The 17715-nt window shown below is 63.5% G+C and carries 15 protein-coding genes; 3 read left to right on the forward strand and 12 right to left on the reverse strand.

The window, feature by feature from the left end; translation table 11 throughout:
• The first annotated feature begins 14 nt into the window (after positions 1-14).
• The gene (locus tag ABIE35_RS16980) at positions 15-1433 is read left to right on the forward strand and encodes an NAD(P)/FAD-dependent oxidoreductase (protein ID WP_354516738.1); all 1419 of its coding nucleotides are present in this window, start codon (positions 15-17) and stop codon (positions 1431-1433) included.
• Positions 1434-1508: 75 nt separating this feature from the next.
• On the opposite strand, the gene ABIE35_RS16985 is transcribed toward ABIE35_RS16980, so the two are convergent.
• The 5 genes from ABIE35_RS16985 to ABIE35_RS17005 form a co-directional block, all read right to left on the reverse strand.
• Positions 1509-2168 (reverse strand): hypothetical protein, encoded by a 660-nt coding sequence (locus ABIE35_RS16985; RefSeq protein WP_354516740.1) that lies wholly within the window; start codon positions 2166-2168, stop codon positions 1509-1511.
• 144 nt (positions 2169-2312) lie between these two features.
• Positions 2313-2945 carry a TetR/AcrR family transcriptional regulator gene (locus ABIE35_RS16990; RefSeq protein WP_354516742.1) on the reverse strand — a complete coding sequence of 211 codons (633 nt, stop codon included), beginning with the start codon at positions 2943-2945 and terminating at the stop codon, positions 2313-2315.
• On the reverse strand, positions 2942-4978 hold the full coding sequence (locus ABIE35_RS16995; protein WP_354516744.1) for a YhgE/Pip family protein: 2037 nt from the start codon (positions 4976-4978) through the stop codon (positions 2942-2944). The genes ABIE35_RS16990 and ABIE35_RS16995 overlap by 4 nt, the downstream gene beginning before the upstream one ends.
• Entirely contained in the window at positions 4975-5781 is an 807-nt protein-coding gene (locus ABIE35_RS17000; RefSeq protein ID WP_354516746.1) for a P-loop NTPase family protein, read from the reverse strand. Before ABIE35_RS17000 ends, ABIE35_RS16995 begins: the two co-directional genes overlap by 4 nt.
• 70 nt (positions 5782-5851) lie before the next feature.
• Positions 5852-7309 carry a dihydrolipoyl dehydrogenase family protein gene (locus ABIE35_RS17005; protein WP_354516747.1) on the reverse strand — a complete coding sequence of 486 codons (1458 nt, stop codon included), beginning with the start codon at positions 7307-7309 and terminating at the stop codon, positions 5852-5854.
• A 155-nt stretch (positions 7310-7464) separates the two neighbouring features.
• Here ABIE35_RS17005 and ABIE35_RS17010 point away from each other — a divergent pair, with 155 nt between their 5' ends.
• Complete coding sequence (locus tag ABIE35_RS17010) at positions 7465-8295, forward strand: sulfurtransferase (RefSeq protein ID WP_354516748.1); 831 nt, start codon at positions 7465-7467, stop codon at positions 8293-8295.
• Between the two features lie 61 nt (positions 8296-8356).
• Here ABIE35_RS17010 and ABIE35_RS17015 read toward each other — a convergent pair whose 3' ends face one another.
• From ABIE35_RS17015 to ABIE35_RS17045, 7 genes are all read right to left on the reverse strand, one after another.
• Positions 8357-9043 carry an N-acetylmannosamine-6-phosphate 2-epimerase gene (locus tag ABIE35_RS17015; RefSeq protein ID WP_354516750.1) on the reverse strand — a complete coding sequence of 229 codons (687 nt, stop codon included), beginning with the start codon at positions 9041-9043 and terminating at the stop codon, positions 8357-8359.
• 22 nt (positions 9044-9065) lie between these two features.
• On the reverse strand, positions 9066-10046 hold the full coding sequence (locus tag ABIE35_RS17020) for an ROK family protein (RefSeq protein ID WP_354516874.1): 981 nt from the start codon (positions 10044-10046) through the stop codon (positions 9066-9068).
• 19 nt (positions 10047-10065) lie between these two features.
• On the reverse strand, positions 10066-10983 hold the full coding sequence (locus tag ABIE35_RS17025; protein WP_354516752.1) for a dihydrodipicolinate synthase family protein: 918 nt from the start codon (positions 10981-10983) through the stop codon (positions 10066-10068).
• A gap of 35 nt (positions 10984-11018) precedes the next feature.
• Positions 11019-11825: an ABC transporter ATP-binding protein gene (locus ABIE35_RS17030; protein WP_354516754.1), complete on the reverse strand. Its 807-nt coding sequence runs from the start codon at positions 11823-11825 to the stop codon at positions 11019-11021.
• Positions 11822-13942 carry a dipeptide/oligopeptide/nickel ABC transporter permease/ATP-binding protein gene (locus ABIE35_RS17035; RefSeq protein WP_354516756.1) on the reverse strand — a complete coding sequence of 707 codons (2121 nt, stop codon included), beginning with the start codon at positions 13940-13942 and terminating at the stop codon, positions 11822-11824. Before ABIE35_RS17035 ends, ABIE35_RS17030 begins: the two co-directional genes overlap by 4 nt.
• Before the next feature lie 3 nt (positions 13943-13945).
• Entirely contained in the window at positions 13946-14902 is a 957-nt protein-coding gene (locus ABIE35_RS17040) for an ABC transporter permease (RefSeq protein ID WP_354516758.1), read from the reverse strand.
• Between the two features lie 103 nt (positions 14903-15005).
• A complete protein-coding gene (locus ABIE35_RS17045) occupies positions 15006-16628 on the reverse strand; it encodes an ABC transporter substrate-binding protein (protein ID WP_502921391.1) in 1623 nt (540 codons plus the stop codon).
• 340 nt (positions 16629-16968) lie between these two features.
• Here ABIE35_RS17045 and ABIE35_RS17050 point away from each other — a divergent pair, with 340 nt between their 5' ends.
• On the forward strand, positions 16969-17697 hold the full coding sequence (locus ABIE35_RS17050; RefSeq protein WP_354516761.1) for a FadR/GntR family transcriptional regulator: 729 nt from the start codon (positions 16969-16971) through the stop codon (positions 17695-17697).
• Positions 17698-17715: the final 18 nt, after the last annotated feature.

Here is a 17715-nt window from a genome sequence, read left to right on the forward strand (position 1 = left end):
CAGGAGAACCTCCCGTGAAGACCACCGTTTTCGAACGGAATGTCCCGCAGACCGCCGTCGTATCCCATGCGCTGGAAGGTGCCGCCCACCGGCCCTTCTGGATCGACGACCTGAAGGACTCAGCTACTCATTACGCACAGCTCGACGGCGATGCTGCCGCCGATCTCGTGATTATCGGCGGCGGCTACACCGGCCTTTGGACAGCGCTTCGCGCCAAGGAACGGGATCCCGGCCGGACCGTGATCCTGGTGGAGGCAGAACACGTGGCCTGGGCAGCGTCCGGCCGTAACGGCGGCTTCTGCGAGGCCAGCCTCACCCACGGTCATGAGAACGGCAAGAACCGCTGGCCCGACGAGTTGGAGATTTTGGACCGGCTGGGCATGGACAACCTGGACCGCATGCAGGAAGCCGTGGAGAAATACGGCATGGATTGCGATTGGGAGCGGACCGGAGAGCTCAACGTTGCCGTCGAACCGCACCAGGTGGCGTGGCTCCAGGAGGACGACAGCCCCGGCAGTGTTTTCCTGGACAAGGAGGCCATCCGGGCGGAGGTCAATTCCCCTACGTACCTGGCGGGGCGTTGGCACAAGGACTCCGTGGCGATGGTCCACCCGTACAAACTCGGCCTTGAACTGGCACGGGTGGCAACGGAGTTGGGGGTGGTGATCCACGAAGGAACGCGTGTGCGTGAACTCAAGGACCATGAGCACGGCGTCACGGTGGTCACGGAACGGGGAAACGTGGAAGCCGGGTACGTGGTTCTTGGCACCAACGTGTTTCCGTCCCTGCTCAAGCGGAACCAGCTGATGACTGTCCCGGTGTACGACTACGCCCTCATGACTGAGCCCCTTTCCGCCGATCAGTTGGCAGCCATTGGGTGGAGCAAACGACAGGGAATCGGCGATGTTGCCAACCAGTTCCACTACTACCGCATCACCAAGGACCACAGGATTCTCTTTGGCGGGTACGATGCCCTCTACTTCTGGGGCCGTCGAGTGGACCAGCGGCACGAATACCAGCCGGAGACCTGGGAAAGGATCGCCTCCCACTTCTTCACGACGTTCCCGCAGTTGGAGGGTTTGAAGTTTACGCACAAGTGGGCCGGTCCCATCGATTCGAGCACGCAGTTCTGCGCGTTCTTCGGTACTGCACGGAAGGGGCGGGTGGCGTACGCGGCTGGTTTCACGGGGCTGGGCGTGGGGGCCACGGCGTTTGCGGCGGACGTCCTCCTGGACCTGCTGGCCGGCCTGGACACCGAGCGAACCCGGGTGGAGATGGTCCGGAAACGGCCGCTTCCCTTCCCTCCCGAGCCGTTGGCCTCCTTGGGCATCAACCTGACCCGCTGGTCCATGGACAGGGCGGACCACAACCAAGGGAAACGGAACCTCATCCTCAAAGCGCTCGACGCCGTGGGGCTGGGCTTCGACTCCTGACCTCCCGTTGTGGGGCCTGCTTTGCGTGGTTAGCTCTGGTGTGGGGGCGCAGAGCGGGCCTCGCATTGTGGGGCGTTAACGTTTGGGGGCTGGCTTGCGTTGTCCGGAAGCGCTCGACGCCGGACGCTTGGCTGGCGCTGCCGGCGTACGGGGTGCGGGACGCTTCACGCCAGAGGCCTTCACGGCACCGGATGCGTTCGCAATACCGGAGGTCCTAGCTGCATTTGATGCCCTCGGGGCGGACGCAGCGGGGCGCTTGGCCTGCGCCGCTTGGCGGGAGGCGGGGGCCTTGCGCGGTGCCGGGGTTCGCTTGGCCGGAGTCGCGGGCCGCTGGACGGGGGCTGCAGACTGCGAACCAAACGACGGCACCACCGCGCCGAGGAACAGCACAGCCAGTGTCCCGACCCCGGCCGCGGCAGCCAGGTAGACGTAGATGTCGGAGTCCTGGGTGCTCCCGGCACTGCCCAAGGCGTTGGCATCCTGGTTGAAGGCGATTCCCCACATCCTCAGGAACGCGATGCTGCAGCCAATGAAGAGGCTGGTTCCCACTGCGCCTAGGAGGACCACGAGGTAGCGGCGGCGGTTGAAGACCTGGACGAGCGACGCCAAGTAGCAGACCAGCACGGCGCCCAGGAACAGGTACAGCACCAGCTCTTCCAAGACCACCGTGGCCAGTACCAACAGCCCGAGCGACACAAAGGCTGCCACTACCGCAAGCTTTCCGCTGTTCCCCATGTGACGCATGAGGTTAATCATCGCCGACCAACCGGCCACGCCACGCCGTCGTACATTGCAGTTGAATACCGTTGTGGGGCCCGCTCTGCGCCCTAAACACCAGTGGGAGCGTGCAGAACAGGCCCCACAACGGGCCGGCCAAAGCTACTTGATGACGTATCCGTGCATGATGGTCATCACGGCGGCCACGCTCTGCTCGCGGGTCCGTTCCGGGTTGTACGTCTGACGGTCCAGTCCTACCACGAAGATCGCTCCGAAGATTGCCGCCTCCAAGGACCCGCGGGCAATGGACTCGTTGACCTTGTACCCGGACGCAACGCTTTCCACGGCCGAACCAATCACCGCCAGGAGCTCAGCGCGGAGTTCGGCGAACACGGCGCTCCACTCACCGGGGGTGCGCCAGTTTTCGCTGACCCACAGACGGGCGAAGGAGGGGTAGTCGTCCATGAATTCCATGGCCTGGCCCACCATGTTGTTCATGGACTCCAGGGGGTCGCTGGCCTGTCCACGAACGTCTTGGAGCCGGACCAGCATGATGTCCACACCGTGCCGAAGCAGCTGGGCAATCAGGTCCGACTTACTGCCGAAGTTGTAATAGACAGTCCCCTTGGAGACACCAGCCGCAGCCGCGATTTCGTCCACCGTGACCCCAGCGGCGCCGCGCTCGCCGATCAATTCCATGGAGGCCTCGAACAGGCGCTGCTTGGTGGCGTTGGTGCGGCCGGGGCGGAGCTTCTTTTCTGAAGGACCGGTGGGGACGGGCTCGGTGGTGCTCATACTGCGATCTCCGGCTTCAGCGTCTTGAGGGTCCACACCTTGTGCTTGCGGACGGCGAGCGTGGACAACGCCATTCCCAGCAAAGTGTATCCAAGCAGGCCCAGGACGGTGGGCCAGATCATGCTGAGCTCACCTCCGTAGATCAAGTGCCGCATGCCGGTGACCACGTAGCCCATGGGCAGGACCTCGTGCACTACGTGCAGCGGCATGGGGGTGGTTTGCCACGGGAACGTTCCGCCCGAGGACACCAGCTGCAGGACCAACAGGATCAGCACCACGAACTTTCCGGGTGTCCCCATCAGCGCCACGATGCCCTGGATGATCGCGCTGAAGGCCATCACCGCAGCCAGCATGAACAGCCACATGCCGATGGGGTGTGCGGGGTTCAAGCCCAGGCCAAGGTTCACCACGAGTGTGAGGATGGTGGCCTGCAGCACCGAGACAACGAAGAACGGCAGCCAGCCTCCGACGGCGATTTTCCAGGCGGGGGCGTTCGACGCCAAGGCCCGCTGGGTGATGGGCCGCATGGCCTGGACCAGCATAAACACGCCGATCCACAGTGCCAGGGTCAGGAAGAACGGAGCCAGTCCGGCGCCGTAAGAGCCTGCCTTGGCCTGCGAGACGTTGTCAACCGCCACGGGATCAGCAATCACTTTGGACACGCTGCTCTTCTGCTCATCGTTCGGGTTGGGGATATCGCCCGCGCCCTTGGCAAGCTCGGTGGCGAGAGTGTGTGAACCGTCGGCTGCAGTCACTGCGCCGCTGGCAAGCTGGCCTGCGCCGTCATCCAGTTGGCGGGCGCCGTCGTCGAGCTTGGCGGCACCGTCCAAAGCGGTCTGCTGGCCGGCGGCGAGCGTTGCCGCGCCTGTGTTCAGCTGTCCGGCACCTGCGGCGGCCTTCGAAATCGCGTCGGTGAGTGTTGGCGTGGCTCCGGCGAGTTTGGCGGCTCCGGCGCTTACGGCAGCCGAGCCGTCCGAGAGCTGCTGGATCTTGGCGGCGTCGCCGGAAATCTTGGCCTTCGCGTCCGTCACGGGGCTCGACGCCGCGGCGGCGTCAAAGTCCGCCAGGACCTTTGCGGCCTGCTCCTGCGTCAGCACACCGGCCGCGACCAGCCGCGCGTTGGACTCGACCACCCGGTTCCGGAGGCCTTTGTCTGCCGCTTCAAGCTGCCCGACGACGTCCTGGACTTTCGCGTTCAGCTCGGCGTTTCCGGCGGCTACTTGGGCGGCGCCGTCGGCGAGTTTCCTGGAGTCCGCAGGCAGCGTTGCCGTCTTGTTTTTCAGCTCGGTGAGGCCTGAGCTCAGCTGGCTGGCGCCGGTGTTGAGCTGGACCGCACCGTCGCGCAGTTTGGTTTGCCCGGCCACGAGTTGGTCGGCGCCGGCTACCAGTTCGGTAGTGCCGCCGTGGAGGGTGGCGGCTCCGTCGCTCAGCTTTCCCACGCCCGTGGCCAGTTCGGAGGCTCCGTCTGCGGCTTTGACGATGGAGGCGTGGATGGTCCCGAAACCTGTAAGGAGCTGGTTTGCCGTTTCCTCGCCCACCTCCTTGGCCACCGTGGAGTGAACCGCTGTGGTGAGCTTGTCCACGATGGTGCTCAAAAGGTAGTTGTTGGCGTCATTGGTGGTGACGTGCAGCATGGCCTGGTTGGCGGAGTCGAAGCTGCCGGGCGAGACCAGGTTGGCGGAGAAGTCCTTGGGGATGCGGAGCGCGAAGGCGTACTCACCTGTACGGACACCGGCGTCTGCGTCCTCAGCGCTGGAGACCGGCTTCCAGTTGAAGACGTGCCCTTCAACCAGGCTGTCTGCCACCTTCTTGCCGGCCTGAAGTTCCGTGCCGTCCTTTGAGGTGGCGCCCGTGTCTTCAACCACCAAGGCGGCGTCGATCTGGTTCAGGTTGCCGTACGGATCCCAGTTCGCATAGAGGTACACGGCGCCGTACAGCAAGGGAACCATGGTCAGGGCGAGGATGGTCAGCTTGGGCAGGAGCCCGCCGGTCATGCGCTTGAGTTCGGAGCGGGCGAGCCGCAGAACAGTCACTTTGCAGTCCTTTGGAGGTTTTCGGATTTGGGGTGAGCGGCTGTCTGGGGCGCCGCTGGAGTTTGGAGCGTTTCCGGCTCTTCAGCCACCGGCTCGGCAGCATGTTTGGCTTTGGGTTCGACGGCGGCAGCCGGCTTGGGTTCGGAGTGCGCGGCATCCGCCTCCGGTTCGGGCGGATGCATCACGGAGTTGCCGATCACCGCGGCGGCTCCGGTCCAGTTGTCCGGAAGGGCACCGACGACGGCGACGACGGCAAGTGGCCGCCCGGCGTCGGACGCCAAAGCCTGAAGCCTGGGCAACCACGCTGCGGGATCTGCGCTGTGGCGATCGGGGGAGTCCACCACGAGGAGGTCCGTGGCCGGATCTGCGAGGGCGAGTGCGGTCAGGAGTTCGAGTCGGCGGACGGCGGGAATTTGTTCGATCCAAAGTCCCGCGATGTCCTCGAAGCTGTTGACCTTCAGCCACGGCTTGCTCAACAACGCGCCACGGTAGCGGCGGGGGATGAGGGAGAGGTCTTCGGTGACCAGGTCACGGACGCTGAGGTGCTGCTCGGGTTCGTTGACGCCGGGGGAGTCCACCAGGGCACTGGCAAGCCGGATCTTCTTGGTTTTGGTGGTGGTGTCCCAGCTGAGGACGCCGTTGCTGGGCTTCATGCGGCCGCTCAGGGCCAAGGCCAAAGCGGTCCGCTGGTCCTGGCCCTCTCCGGCAACGAGCAGAAGTTCGCCGCGGCGGACCTGAAGTGACGTTGCCGGCAGGAGATCGTCCCGGCGGCCGTTGATCTGGAGTTGCTGTACGGACAGCACAATGAAGCCTTTCGCAGAAATGGTGTCTGCTGAAAGTCTAACTAAACTGACTGGTCAGTTCAAATAGGGATTAGAGTCCGTACTTCTCCAGGAGCCGCAGCCATACTTCGCTGATCGTCGGATATGAAGGAACGGCGTGCCACAGACGGTCCAGCTTCACTTCACCCACGATCGCAATGGTTGCTGAGTGCAGCAGCTCTGCAACGCCGGGGCCCACGAAGGTGGCGCCGACAATCACCTGCCGATCCTCATCCACCACGATCTGGGCCCAGCCCTTGTAATCGGGGGAGTGCAGTTGGGAGCCGGAAACGTTGATGGGGAGTTCCACGCCGGTGACATTCTTTCCCTGCAATAAGGCCTGCTCCAGGCTCGGCCCCACGGAGGCCACCTCGGGGTCGGTGAACACCACGCTCGGGACGGCGTGATCATTGGCAGTATGGGCCCACGGGCTCCACGGTTTCGGTGTGCCCTGGAGCTTGCCATTGGCCCTTGCTACGATCGCGTCGCCGGTGGCGCGGGCCTCGTACTTGCCCTGGTGGGTCAGGAGGACTTTTCCCGCTGCATCCCCCGCGGCATACAGCCAGAGCCCGCTCGTGCCGTCGCTGGCCGGGCCTTCAACCAGGCCGCTGGCATCGGTCGCGAGGCGGAGCGGCTTGCCGTTCTGCGCCTCGACGCCAACAGTCTCCAAGCCCAGATTGGCCAAGGCGGGGTGCCGGCCTGAGGCCACCAAAAGTTTGTCAGCGGTGACAGTTTTGCCGTCGAACGCGACTGTCACTGTGCCGTCGTCGTTCTTTTCGACCTTCTGGACGTCGGTGTGAACGTGGACGGTGACGCCGTCAGCGCGGAGTCCGGCCAGGACCAGAGTGGCCGCCTCTTCCGGATAGCTGCTGAGCAGTCGGCCGCGGGCAATCAGGGTCACATCCGAGCCGAGCCGGGCGAATGCCTGCGCCATCTCCACGCCCGCCACACCCCCGCCGAGCACGGTGAAGCGCCTGGGGATTTCCTTGGCTGCTGTGGCTCCGCGGGTGGTCCAGAAGGGGGCATCCTTCAAGCCCTCGATGTCCGGGATGGTGGGGGTGGAGCCGGTCGCGACCACCACGGCATGGTGCGCCTTTAGTGCATAACTGTTGCCATCGAGGCCATCCACCTGAACCTCGCGCGGGCCTGTGATGCGGCCGCGTCCACGGATGAGCTCGATGCCCGCGCTGTCCAGCCAGTCAACCTGGCTGCCGTCCTGCCAGTTGTTGGTGAACCAATCCCTGTTCTTCAGCGCAGCCTGGGCGTCGACAACTCCGGTAACAGCCTCGCTCGCGCCGGGCACCACCTGTGCGGCGTGGAGCACGCTCCCCGGACGGAGAAGCGCCTTGGAGGGGATGCATGCCCAGTATGAGCATTCACCGCCCACTAGTTCGCTCTCGATAATCACCGCCGTCAGGCCGCCGCGAACCACCCGGTCCGCCACGTTTTCCCCTACGGCGCCGGCGCCGATCACGATTACATCGAATTCCCGGGAGGTCTCGGCAGTCATGGGAGAAGCCTACAACCGGCGCCCGTGCGTTGTGAGGCCTGCTCTGCGCGCCTGGGGTGGGTTTTGGTGCGCAGAGCAGGCCCCGCAACGCGCGGTGTGTCCAAATATTGGGATCTGTATCTCAAAATATGGAACATGCATCTAGGCTGCTGTGCATGGAAGAAGATCTGAGGCCTTTTGTCGACTGGAGTTGGTGCGCGGGCAACCCCGGGAAATTCGTTCTTGCAGATTGCCGCTGGTATCTGGACGGATCTTCGGGGATGGATGCCTTCGGGAGCGGCCATCTTCCTGGTGCTGTGTATATTGACCTGGACCAGTGGTTGTCCGGCCCCGCATCCCCGGAAACAGGGAGGAACCCGCTGCCCGATCCCGAAGTGTTCGCCGAAGGCATGCGGCAAGCAGGGATCAACGACTCGGACACGGTGATCGCCTACGACGACGCAGGTGGAGTCATCGCGGCCAGACTCGTGTGGATGCTCCGGTCTACGGGACACAACGCGGCGATACTCGACGGCGGCATGGCCGCTTACCAAGGTGAACTCACCAGGGATTACTCACCAGGCACCCGGGGGAGATTCTCGGCCCAGGCCTGGCCTGCGCATCTACTGGCGGATATCTCCGAAGCCTCGTCTGCCGCGTACCTGAGAGTGGACGCGAGGAACCGTGACCGCTTCGAAGGACTTCAGGATCCTGTTGATCCCCGCCCCGGGCACATACCCGGGGCCGTAAATGTGCCGTGCCGCGAGAACCTCGACTCCACGGGACACCTGATCCCGGAAGTGCAGGTTCGAACGAACTTCGAGCATGCCGGCGTCCTGTCCGCAGGGAACGCTGTCTCCTACTGCGGTTCCGGAGTGACGGCCTGCCACAACCTGCTGGCTATGGAGCATGTGGGTATGGGCCAAGGCAAGCTGTTCGTCGGCGGGTGGTCGCAGTACTCCCGCGCGCAGGAAATGCCAGTGGCTACTGTCTCACCGGAGCTGTGAGGCCTGCTTTGCGTGCCTGGCGTGAATTTTGGGGCGCAGAGCGGGCCTCGCAACGCGACAACTACGCGTGCATCGCACCCTTGAACCAGCCCGTGATGCTGGCCGGGTGCGTGATGGCGGTGCCGACCACCACGGCGAACGCTCCAGCGTCGAGGGCTTGCCGTGCGTGCGCAGGGGTATGGATCCGGCCTTCCGCAATGAGGGGCTTGCCCAACTCAGCGAAAGCGATCTGCTCCAAGAGCTCCAGGTCCGGGCCGTCAGTCTTGGGGCGCTCGCCGGTGTAACCGGATAACGTGGTGCCGATCAGGTCAGCACCCGCCTCGACGGCGGCAACGGCGTCGTCGAAGGACCCGCAATCTGCCATGACCAAGGCCTGGGATTCCGCGTGTATGCCGGCCACCGTGTCGGACAGGGAAAGCCCATCCGGGCGGGCCCTGCGCGTTCCGTCAATCGCCACAACGTGCGCTCCGGCATTCGCCACAGCCAAGGCATGACGCAGTGTGGGAGTAATGAACACGCCGTGGTGCCCGTCCTTCCAGAGGCCAATGACAGGAACCTCGACGGCGGCACGCGTGAACTGCACGTCGGCCGAGCCTTGGACGCGGATCGCCGCAGCGCCTCCGATGACGGCCGAGGCCGCCACCTGGGCGGTGGTCCGGGGATCGCGCATGGGTTCGCCGGGGTAGGCCTGGCACGAGACGATGAGTTGGGAGCGGAGGGCCTCGAGGCCTTCGGGTGTGAGAATCATGATGTCTCCCTTTACTTACGGACTACTTAAGGACGAGTTTCGCGGCGCCAACAATGGCCGCTGTGTTGCCCAGCGTTGCCCGCAGGACAGGGATGGAAACCAAGGGAACCAGGAGTTCTTGTCGGAGCGCAGTTTCCATGGGCTTCCACCACGGTTCACCGGCATCGGCAAGGCCACCGGAGATCACCACGGTTTCTGGATCAAGGATGTTGATAAGCCCGCCCACAGCCTGTCCAGCAGCGGCCGCGCCAATGTCGATAGCACGCAAAGCTGCGGCGCGGCTGTCCGCAGAGCCTGCGGCAGCACCGCCGTCGTGAGCTTCAGTAGCGGCAAGACCGAACACGCCACGGGTGTCCGCTGCGTCCAAGGCAGAACCGCCAAAGCGTAGAAACGCTTCATAGAGTGCGGGCCCGGAAGCCACAGCCTCAACATGCCCGGAACCACCGCATACGCATGGCAGCGGAACGCCGTCAGAGTAGGCGTAGGGAGAAGCGAAATGCCCCACGTGCCCACCCACAAAACGGTGACCCACTGCAGGAACGCCGTTCAGCACAAAACTCCCGCCAACTCCCGTTCCGAAGGCCACCGTGAGTGAACTCGATGACCCGGCGGCTGCGCCAAGCCACGCTTCTCCGAGCGCGTGTGCGTGGACGTCGTTGACGGCACGGACGGCCGAAGCAGGAAGCGAAAGACGCGCGGCAAGCCCGGCCACAAGAGAGGTCCCGGCCCAGCCATGAATCGCGTCCGTCGCAGACACCACGGTCCCGGAAGAAGCGTCAATCACCCCGGCGGAGCCGATGCCGACGCCGGAAACTTTCATTCCTGCGTCAGCAGCGCGCTCCACCAGGCCCGTGATCAGCGCAGCGGTGGCGTCGAGGATGGCTTCGCCGCCGGCCCTGTTCAACGTCGGAATGGTCTCCGACATCAACACTTCGCCAGAAGGGGCAACAACCCCGGCGGCGGTTTTGGTTCCGCCGAGGTCAACGCCGATCACGTGGTTCATGGAAGCGGTCATGGAAAACCTAGACCAGCCCGTTCCGCTCCAAAATTGAACGAATGAGAGCAGTCTCGGAGTCGTTCAAGGAAAGCATGGGCTGGCTCATGGTGTTGGATTCGATAATGCCCATGACCTGCAGCGCGGTCTTGAAAGCGCCAAGACCGGCGGCACCGCCGGAAACACGGCCGTTAGGGGTGTAGACGATCTCGAAGACGTCGGCCAGGCGGTCCTGCTCCCTTGCCGCGAGAGCCCAGTTACCGGCCTGGGCGGCGTCGAACAGGCGGCGGTAGCCTGCTGGATCAACATTGCCGAGGCCCGGAACAACACCCTGAGCGCCGCCGAGGAGAGCGCCGTCCACCACAACTTCGTGCCCTGTGAAGATGTCGAAGTTGGGAATGTCCTTGGCTGCCAGGAGCAATTGGCGGAAGGAGACGTCATCGCCGGAGGAGTCCTTGACGCCGGCAATGACGCCATCGCGGCCGAGACGGACCAGCAGGTCGGTGGGCAGCTTGAAGTGCGTGCGGACCGGAACGTCGTAGGCGAAGATCGGCTTTTCGATGGCCGCGTGGATGCTGCGGAAGTGCGTTTCTGTCTCCGCTGCGTTGCCGATTGCGTAGTACATGGAGGTGACCACGATCGCGTCGGCACCAAGGTCGATCACCTTGCGGGCTTCCTCGATGACGCGGTTGGTGGTTTGCTCGTTGGCGCCCACGATCAGGGGGACAGCGCCGGCGTTGGCATCGGCGATGGTGGAGACCACCAGCTCACGCTCGTCGTTGGTCAGGTAGGGGACTTCGCCGGAGGAGCCCAGGACGAAAAGCCCTGACACTCCACCATCGATCAGGTGCTTGGTGACGTTCTTCAGCGACGCGGTGTCGATGCTGCCGTCGGCGTGGCGGGGGGTGATGACCGGGGGGATGACGCCCTGGAACTGAGTGGACACAGAATTCTCCGTTGTTTGTAGCGTGAAGGGAAAAACTAGATGTGGAGCAGGCTCGGGGCGGCGCCCAGCAGCTTCTTGGTGTAGTCGTTGCTCGGGTTGTCGAAGACCTGGCTGGCTGTGCCTTGTTCGACGATCTTGCCGAAGTACATGACGCAGATGCGGTCCGAGACATAGCGGACGGTCTGGATGTCGTGCGAGATGAAAACCATGCCCAGGTTCAGCTGCTTCTTCAGGTCGGACAGCAGGTTCAGGACCTGCGCCCGGACGGAAACGTCCAGGGCCGACGTCGGCTCGTCCGCCACGATGATGTCCGGGTCCAACGCCAGCGCCCGGGCGATCGCCACGCGCTGGCGTTGACCCCCGGAAACTTGCGACGGCGTCACCTCGGCTGCCGATTCCGGCAAGCCAACCAGCGCCAACAGTTCCTTGACCTTTGCAGCGCGGGAGGCGGCGTTGCCGATGCCGTGGATCTGCAGCGGATCGGTGAGGATGTCCTGGATGGTCATGCGCGGGTTCAGGGCCGTTGCCGGGTCCTGGAAGACCACGGAGACGGACCGGCCAAACTGCTTGCGCATCGAGGCGTTCCGCTTGATGGCCGGTTTTCCGTGGAACAAAACCTGGCCCGACGTCGGCGGTTGAAGTCCCACAAGCACTGACGCGAGCGTGGACTTGCCGCAGCCGGACTCGCCAACGATGCCCACGGTTTCGCCGCGGCTGATGGTGAAGTCCACGCCGTCCACGGCTTTGACGATGTTCGGACGGAACAGTCCGCCGGTCCGTGCATGGTGGTAAACCTTGACGTCCTTGAGTTCGATGACGGGCTTCCCGGTGGATTCACTCATTTCGCGTCCTCCTTCAAGTGGCTCGCCCAGTAGTGGTCGGCATCGCCGCCGTTGGCCGCGTCAACCGAAGAAACAGCGGTGAGGACCAGCGTCTGGTGGGGGTCGGCGTCGGGCCTCAGTGAGCGGGCAGCGAAGCGGTCTCCCGTGGCGAAGTCCCGCGGTGACGGAACCGTGCCGGGAATCTGGTGCAGGCGGACTGCATCGGCCTCTATGGAGAGGACAGCACCCAGCAGGCCCCGGGTGTACTCGTGCTTGGGGTTCTGCAGAAGCTCTGAAGCTTGTGCGGATTCCACCACCTGACCGGCGTACATCACGGTAATGCGGTGGGCGAGGGAGGCCACCAATGCGAGGTCGTGGCTGACGAACACCATAGCGAAGCCGAGCTGTTCCCGTAGTTCGTTGAGGAGGTCCACAACCTGTTTCTGGACAGTGACGTCGAGGGCAGTGGTGGGCTCATCAGCAACAACGATCTTCGGTGAACGGGACAACGCCATGGCAATCAGCACGCGCTGGCGCTGCCCGCCGGAGAGCTCGTGCGGGTAGCTGGCGAGGGTCCGGACGGGATCCAGTTTCACCATCTCCAGCAGCTCGGCAGGAGTCTTGCGGCCGCCGCGTTTGGTCAGCTGCTCCAGCTGGTCCTTGATCTTCATGGACGGGTTCAGCGAGCTCAACGCGTCCTGGTAGACCATGGCGATCTGCTCACCGCGAAGTCCCTCGTAGGCCTTGGGATTGCTGTGTTTGGTGTCGGAGTCCAAAAGTTCCTTGCCGTCGAACATGATGGAACCGGTGACCTGGGCGGTCTTGGGCAGGAGCCCCATCACAGCAAGTGAGGTGATCGACTTACCGCAACCGGATTCACCTACCAAGCCCATGGTTTCGCCTTCCCGGACTGTGAAAGAGACGTTGTCCACGATCGCTATGTCGCCGAAGCGGCCTGGGAAACGGATGGACAGGTTCTTCACTTCCAGGACATTGCGGGCTCCCGGGGAGACCTGCGGGAGTCGGTCGGTGCGCTTCGCCTCGGTGGCGGCAAGCAGTTCCAATTCGCGGTCCAGGAGGAGGTGCGGGTTTGCCGCGGCCAGCTTGACGTCGGTGAGGACAGCTGCCGTACCCGCATCAGAAGTGACGCCCTCACCGGAAGCCGCACGAACGCCGTCGAGCTCGTGCTGCTCAACCACGGAGGGCTGGGCCACGGACGTAGCAACTTCGGTGTCCACGGCGACGACTGCCGCAGAGCCGTCGTCGTCCTTCACCACCGGCGCGCGCCGGAGCTTCGGGTTGACCATGGCGTCGGTGAGGCCCTCGGCCAGGATGTTCAGGGACAACACGGTCAGCAGGATGGTCAAACCCGCGAAGGTGGTCGCCCACCAACCGCCGGAAAGGACCAGGTTGCGGCCGTAGGAAATCACGTTGCCCCATGACGGTGCGGGGTCCTGGACGCCTGCGCCCAGGAAGGAGAGCGAGGCTTCGAGGATGATGGCGTCAGCCACCATGACCGTGGCGAACACCAGCACGGGAGCTGCGGTGTTGCGGACGATGTGCTTGACCAGGATGTAAAAGCGTCCGGCGCCGATCACGCGTTCAGCACGGACGTAGTCTTCGCCGTACTGTGCCAGCACGTTGGCGCGGACTACGCGGGCAAGCTGCGGTGTGTAGATGATGGCGATGGCAATGATGATGGTGGGAACCGAATTGCCGAACGCGGCCAGCAATACAGCCGCGAGGGCGATACCGGGGAACGCCATGAGGATGTCCATGAGCCGCATGATGATCTCATTGACGGACTTGCTGGACGTCGCGGCGAAGGCACCAAGGAGCGCTCCGGCCAGGATGGCCAAAGCGACCGCGCCAAGACCGATCATCAGCGAAGACTGCGCGCCGAACAGGAGGCGGGAGAAAATATCGCGGCCAAGGCGGTCCGTGCCGAAGAAGTGTTCAGCCCCTGGCGGGGTGGCTGGAATGAAAGTCTCCAGCGGATCATGCGGTGCCAGGACCGGTGCGAAGATGGCCGCGAGGACAATCATGATGAGGAAGAGCAGGGCGATGCGGGAGCCCCAGGGCAGGGCCTTGAAGCGGATGCCCGGGGCACTTAGCCGTTCTGCGAGCTTGCTGCGCATGAGCTATACCGTCCTGATTCGGGGATTGATGAGCAGGTAGAGAAGGTCCACCACGATGTTCACCAGAACGAAGGTGACCGAGATGGTGAGCACCACGCCCTGGACCAGGTTGACGTCCAGGTTGGTGATGCCGTTGAGGATCAGTTGGCCCATGCCGGGCAGGGCGAAAATCATTTCAATCACGACGGCGCCGCCCAGCAGGTAGCCAACGCGAAGTCCCAGCACGGTCACCGGGGTGACGAGGGCGTTGCGGAGGACGTTCTTGGAGACCACCTCGCGGTAAGGGACGCCGTTGCCGATGGCAGTGCGTACGTAATCGCGGTCCAGTTCTTCCACCATGGAGGTGCGGACCACACGGATCAGGGACGCAGACACAGGGATGCCGAGTGCCAAGGCCGGGAGGGCCATGGAGTTGAGCCAACCGCCGAAGCCGGACTCCGGCGTCGCTATTCCGCCTGAGGGGAACATGGGGTTGGCGCCCAGCGCGAACCACTGGATGAGCAGGATGCCCAGCCAGAACGACGGCGTAGCGATCGCTGCTATGGAGAAGACGCGGACCAGCTGGTCCTGCCACTTATCGCGATGGAGGGCGCCGAGGATGCCGAACGCGAGTGAAAGCACGATCGCGATAAGGACACCCAGGAAGGTGAGCTGCAGGGTCAGCGGGAACGCCGAGCCGATCATGGATGCCACCGATTTTGCCGGCGGAGTGGTGACCCCGAGGTCGAACTGCAGAAGCTTGCCGAGGAATCGGAAGTACTGCAGGACCAAGGGATCGTTCAGGCCATTCTCCTGGCGGTACTGCTGCTTCGCTTCTTCACTGGCGCCATCGCCGAGGGCCGAGCTGGCCTGGTCGCCGGGAGCGGCCTGCAGGACGAGGAAGACGAGCAACGTGATGCCCAGGATCATCAATGGCAATGCTGCAAGTCTGCGACCAAGCAAACGCAATATCGTGACCAATTTGTTCTCCGGTTGGTTGGGGTGGTGCTGGTTGTGGGGCCCACTCTGCGGGCTATTTGGGGGATTCAGGCCGCAGAGCGGGCCTCACAACTCGAGGGGGTGCTTAGGCAGTTCGTCCGACGTCGATAAATGACAAGCCGGTGGTGGGCAGGGGCTGGAAGCCGTTGAGCTTCTTCTCGTCCCAGGCGCTGGGGAGTTGGCGGTGGAAGACCGGGTACAGCGGAACTTCATCGGAGACCATGTCCACGATTTCGCCCACGATCTTCTTGGCCGCGTCACCGGATGCCTGGGAGCCCTTGTTCATGAGCTCCTGCAGTTTGGTACGTTCCGGGGTGGTCCAGAAGGCGCGCTTGTCCATCCAGGTTGCGCCCGAGTAGAACCAGCTCAGGAGCAGGTCTGCATCATTGCCGAAGACCGAGGGATCGCCCGGGGCAGCGACCACGGAGTAGTCACCCTTGCCAACACGGTCGCTGTACAAAGCGCCGGATTGAAGGCTCTTGACGGTGACCTTGACGCCCGGAATCTTGTTCCAGGATTCGAGGATCAGCGGTGCAACGTCCTTGACCCAGGCGGTGTCCGTGGTGAGGAGCTCGAATTCGAGGGTGGTGACGCCGGCCTGCTTCAACAGTTCCTCAGCCTTGGAGGTATCAAAGCCGTAGACGTTCTTGGCCTTGACGTAATCCGGGTGGCCTTCCTGGAAATAGGACGTGGCGGCCTTGGCGTTGCCGAACAGGGCCTTCTTGATGATGGATTCTTTGTCCATGCCGTAGTGCAGGGCCTGGCGGACCAGCTTGTTGTCGAACGGGGCCTTGGCGCAGTTGAACATGAGGAACAGCAAGCCGAAGGATTGGACGGATTCAACTTTGACCTTGGACTTCAGTCCGTCGACGTCAAGGTAAGGAACATCTTCGATCGCTTGGACACGGCCGGACTGGACCGCCGTGACACGGGCTGCGGCATCGGAGAGCAGCAGCCAGGTCATGCCCTTGGCCAGCGCAGGCTTGGGGCCGTTGTAGTCGGCGAACGCCTCGAAGACGATCTTGTCGTCCTTGACGGCGGAGATCAGCTTGTACGGTCCGGAGCCGACCGGCTTGGCATCGAAGGCCTTCAGGTCGGTGGCCAGTGCTTTGGGGACAATCTTGACCACAGAGATGCGTGGTCCAAAGCCAGGGAAGGCGTACTTAAGGGTGAACTCCACCGTCTTGGCGTCCAGCGGCTTGACGTCCTGGATGAAGGGGATGAACTGGGAGAACAGGGACTTGTTGGCAGGGTCCATGACGCGGGTGAAGGAGAAAGCAACGTCTTCGGCGGTCACAGGGGAACCGTCGTGGAACTTCGCGCCGTCGCGGATGGTCACCTGGTAGGTGGTGTCGTTGACCTTCTTCGGGTCCGCCGCTGCGAGTGCGTTGTAGGGCTCGCGGGTGGCCGGGTGCAGTTCGATCAGACCTTCGAAGATGTGCAGGTTGGCGGCCATCGGGGTGGCTCCGGACGAGCTCAGGGGATCGAAGCCGGTGGACAGGGCGTAGGAGATGCCCGCCTCGATGGTGAGGTCCTTGTTCACGGCCGCCGTGTTGGTGCCGGTACCCGTGGTGGTGCTGGCAGCGCCGCCGCACGCGGAGAGTGTTGCCGTGAAGGCGGCTGCTGCACCAACTGCGCCGCTTAGCTTCAGGAAATTCCGGCGGCTGGCATCGTTGACCAGCGGCAGGCTGTGGATCGTCTTGCTCATAGGGTGCCTCACCATTCGCGTTTCGTGGGTTATCGGATGTAGGACGTCCGATGCTCGTATGGAAACTGTAAGGGCGGTCACAACGGAACGTCAAGTGAGAAAGTGCGCTTGGGTTGCTGCCGCGCGCCTGGCGGCCTGCCGGCTGCGGCCGGTCCTGAGGGGAAATCTCAACGATTTCCCAGTACATAGCTATGACGGAGGTGGGACATCCGATATTGTATGTTGCGAGTCACTCATTCTGGGGTGGGCACTAAGCTCGCCTCAATATTAACACCGCACCTGCTCTCGGAACCGGCCTTTTGTCGGTCTGCGGGGCCGGTGCATCGGCAAGGAGAAAGCCATGACAACTTCCGGTGTAGTTCCGCAGGCGCGGTTCAGTGCACAGGCCCGGCTGCGTGCGTTGCAGTCGGACATTATGGAATTGATTCTTGAGCGCGAGCTCGAGGCAGGCGATCCGTTGCCGACCGAGAGCGAGCTTTCCGGTGCCCTGGGCGTGGGCCGCAACACGCTCCGCGAGTCACTCAAGGTGCTGCAGGCCTTGGGTGTCATCGAAATCCGTCACGGCTTCGGCATGTTCGTGGCGCCGAGTAACTTTGACGCACTGGCTGACGGCCTGACGTTCAGGGGCCGGCTCTCCCTGCGGCATCAGGGGCTGGAGGCCCTGCAGCTGGTGGATGTGCGCCAGGCGTTGGAGTCCGGCCTGATCGGCTCGTCCATGGATGTCATGACCAAGGATCAGCTCGCTTCCATAGAAGAAGCCGTGAAGCAGATGGAAGAGTTGGCTGCTGCCGGTGAGAACTTCGTGGCCGCAGACGCCGAATTCCACCGCCGACTCTTCGAACCCCTGAACAACGAGCTCCTGATCAACCTCATGGGTGTGTTCTGGAAGGTGTACCGGAAGATCCATGTGGAAATCGGTCCAGGAAACGAGGACCTGGCGAAGACTGCTGCGATGCACCGGGGCATTTATGGAGCCGTGGCGGCAGGGGACAAGGTCCTGGCGTCCGAGCTGCTCAACCGGCACTTCGATGGCATCCGCCGCCGCATCAGCGAGGCAGTCGGGGAGTAAGCGCTCCGCACTTAACTC

The organism is Paenarthrobacter sp. 4246 (assembly GCF_040546855.1).
Classification (GTDB): domain Bacteria; phylum Actinomycetota; class Actinomycetes; order Actinomycetales; family Micrococcaceae; genus Arthrobacter.

Coding starts and splice junctions, on each gene's coding strand:
- ABIE35_RS17030 (WP_354516754.1), bottom strand. CDS start 11,825: ATGAGTGAATCCACCGGGAAGCCCGTCATCGAACTCAAGGACGTCAAG.
- ABIE35_RS17035 (WP_354516756.1), bottom strand. CDS start 13,942: ATGCGCAGCAAGCTCGCAGAACGGCTAAGTGCCCCGGGCATCCGCTTC.
- ABIE35_RS17015 (WP_354516750.1), bottom strand. CDS start 9,043: ATGATTCTCACACCCGAAGGCCTCGAGGCCCTCCGCTCCCAACTCATC.
- ABIE35_RS16990 (WP_354516742.1), bottom strand. CDS start 2,945: ATGAGCACCACCGAGCCCGTCCCCACCGGTCCTTCAGAAAAGAAGCTC.
- ABIE35_RS16985 (WP_354516740.1), bottom strand. CDS start 2,168: ATGGGGAACAGCGGAAAGCTTGCGGTAGTGGCAGCCTTTGTGTCGCTC.
- ABIE35_RS17010 (WP_354516748.1), top strand. CDS start 7,465: ATGGAAGAAGATCTGAGGCCTTTTGTCGACTGGAGTTGGTGCGCGGGC.
- ABIE35_RS17045 (WP_502921391.1), bottom strand. CDS start 16,628: ATGAGCAAGACGATCCACAGCCTGCCGCTGGTCAACGATGCCAGCCGC.
- ABIE35_RS17020 (WP_354516874.1), bottom strand. CDS start 10,046: ATGAACCACGTGATCGGCGTTGACCTCGGCGGAACCAAAACCGCCGCC.
- ABIE35_RS17050 (WP_354516761.1), top strand. CDS start 16,969: ATGACAACTTCCGGTGTAGTTCCGCAGGCGCGGTTCAGTGCACAGGCC.
- ABIE35_RS17005 (WP_354516747.1), bottom strand. CDS start 7,309: ATGACTGCCGAGACCTCCCGGGAATTCGATGTAATCGTGATCGGCGCC.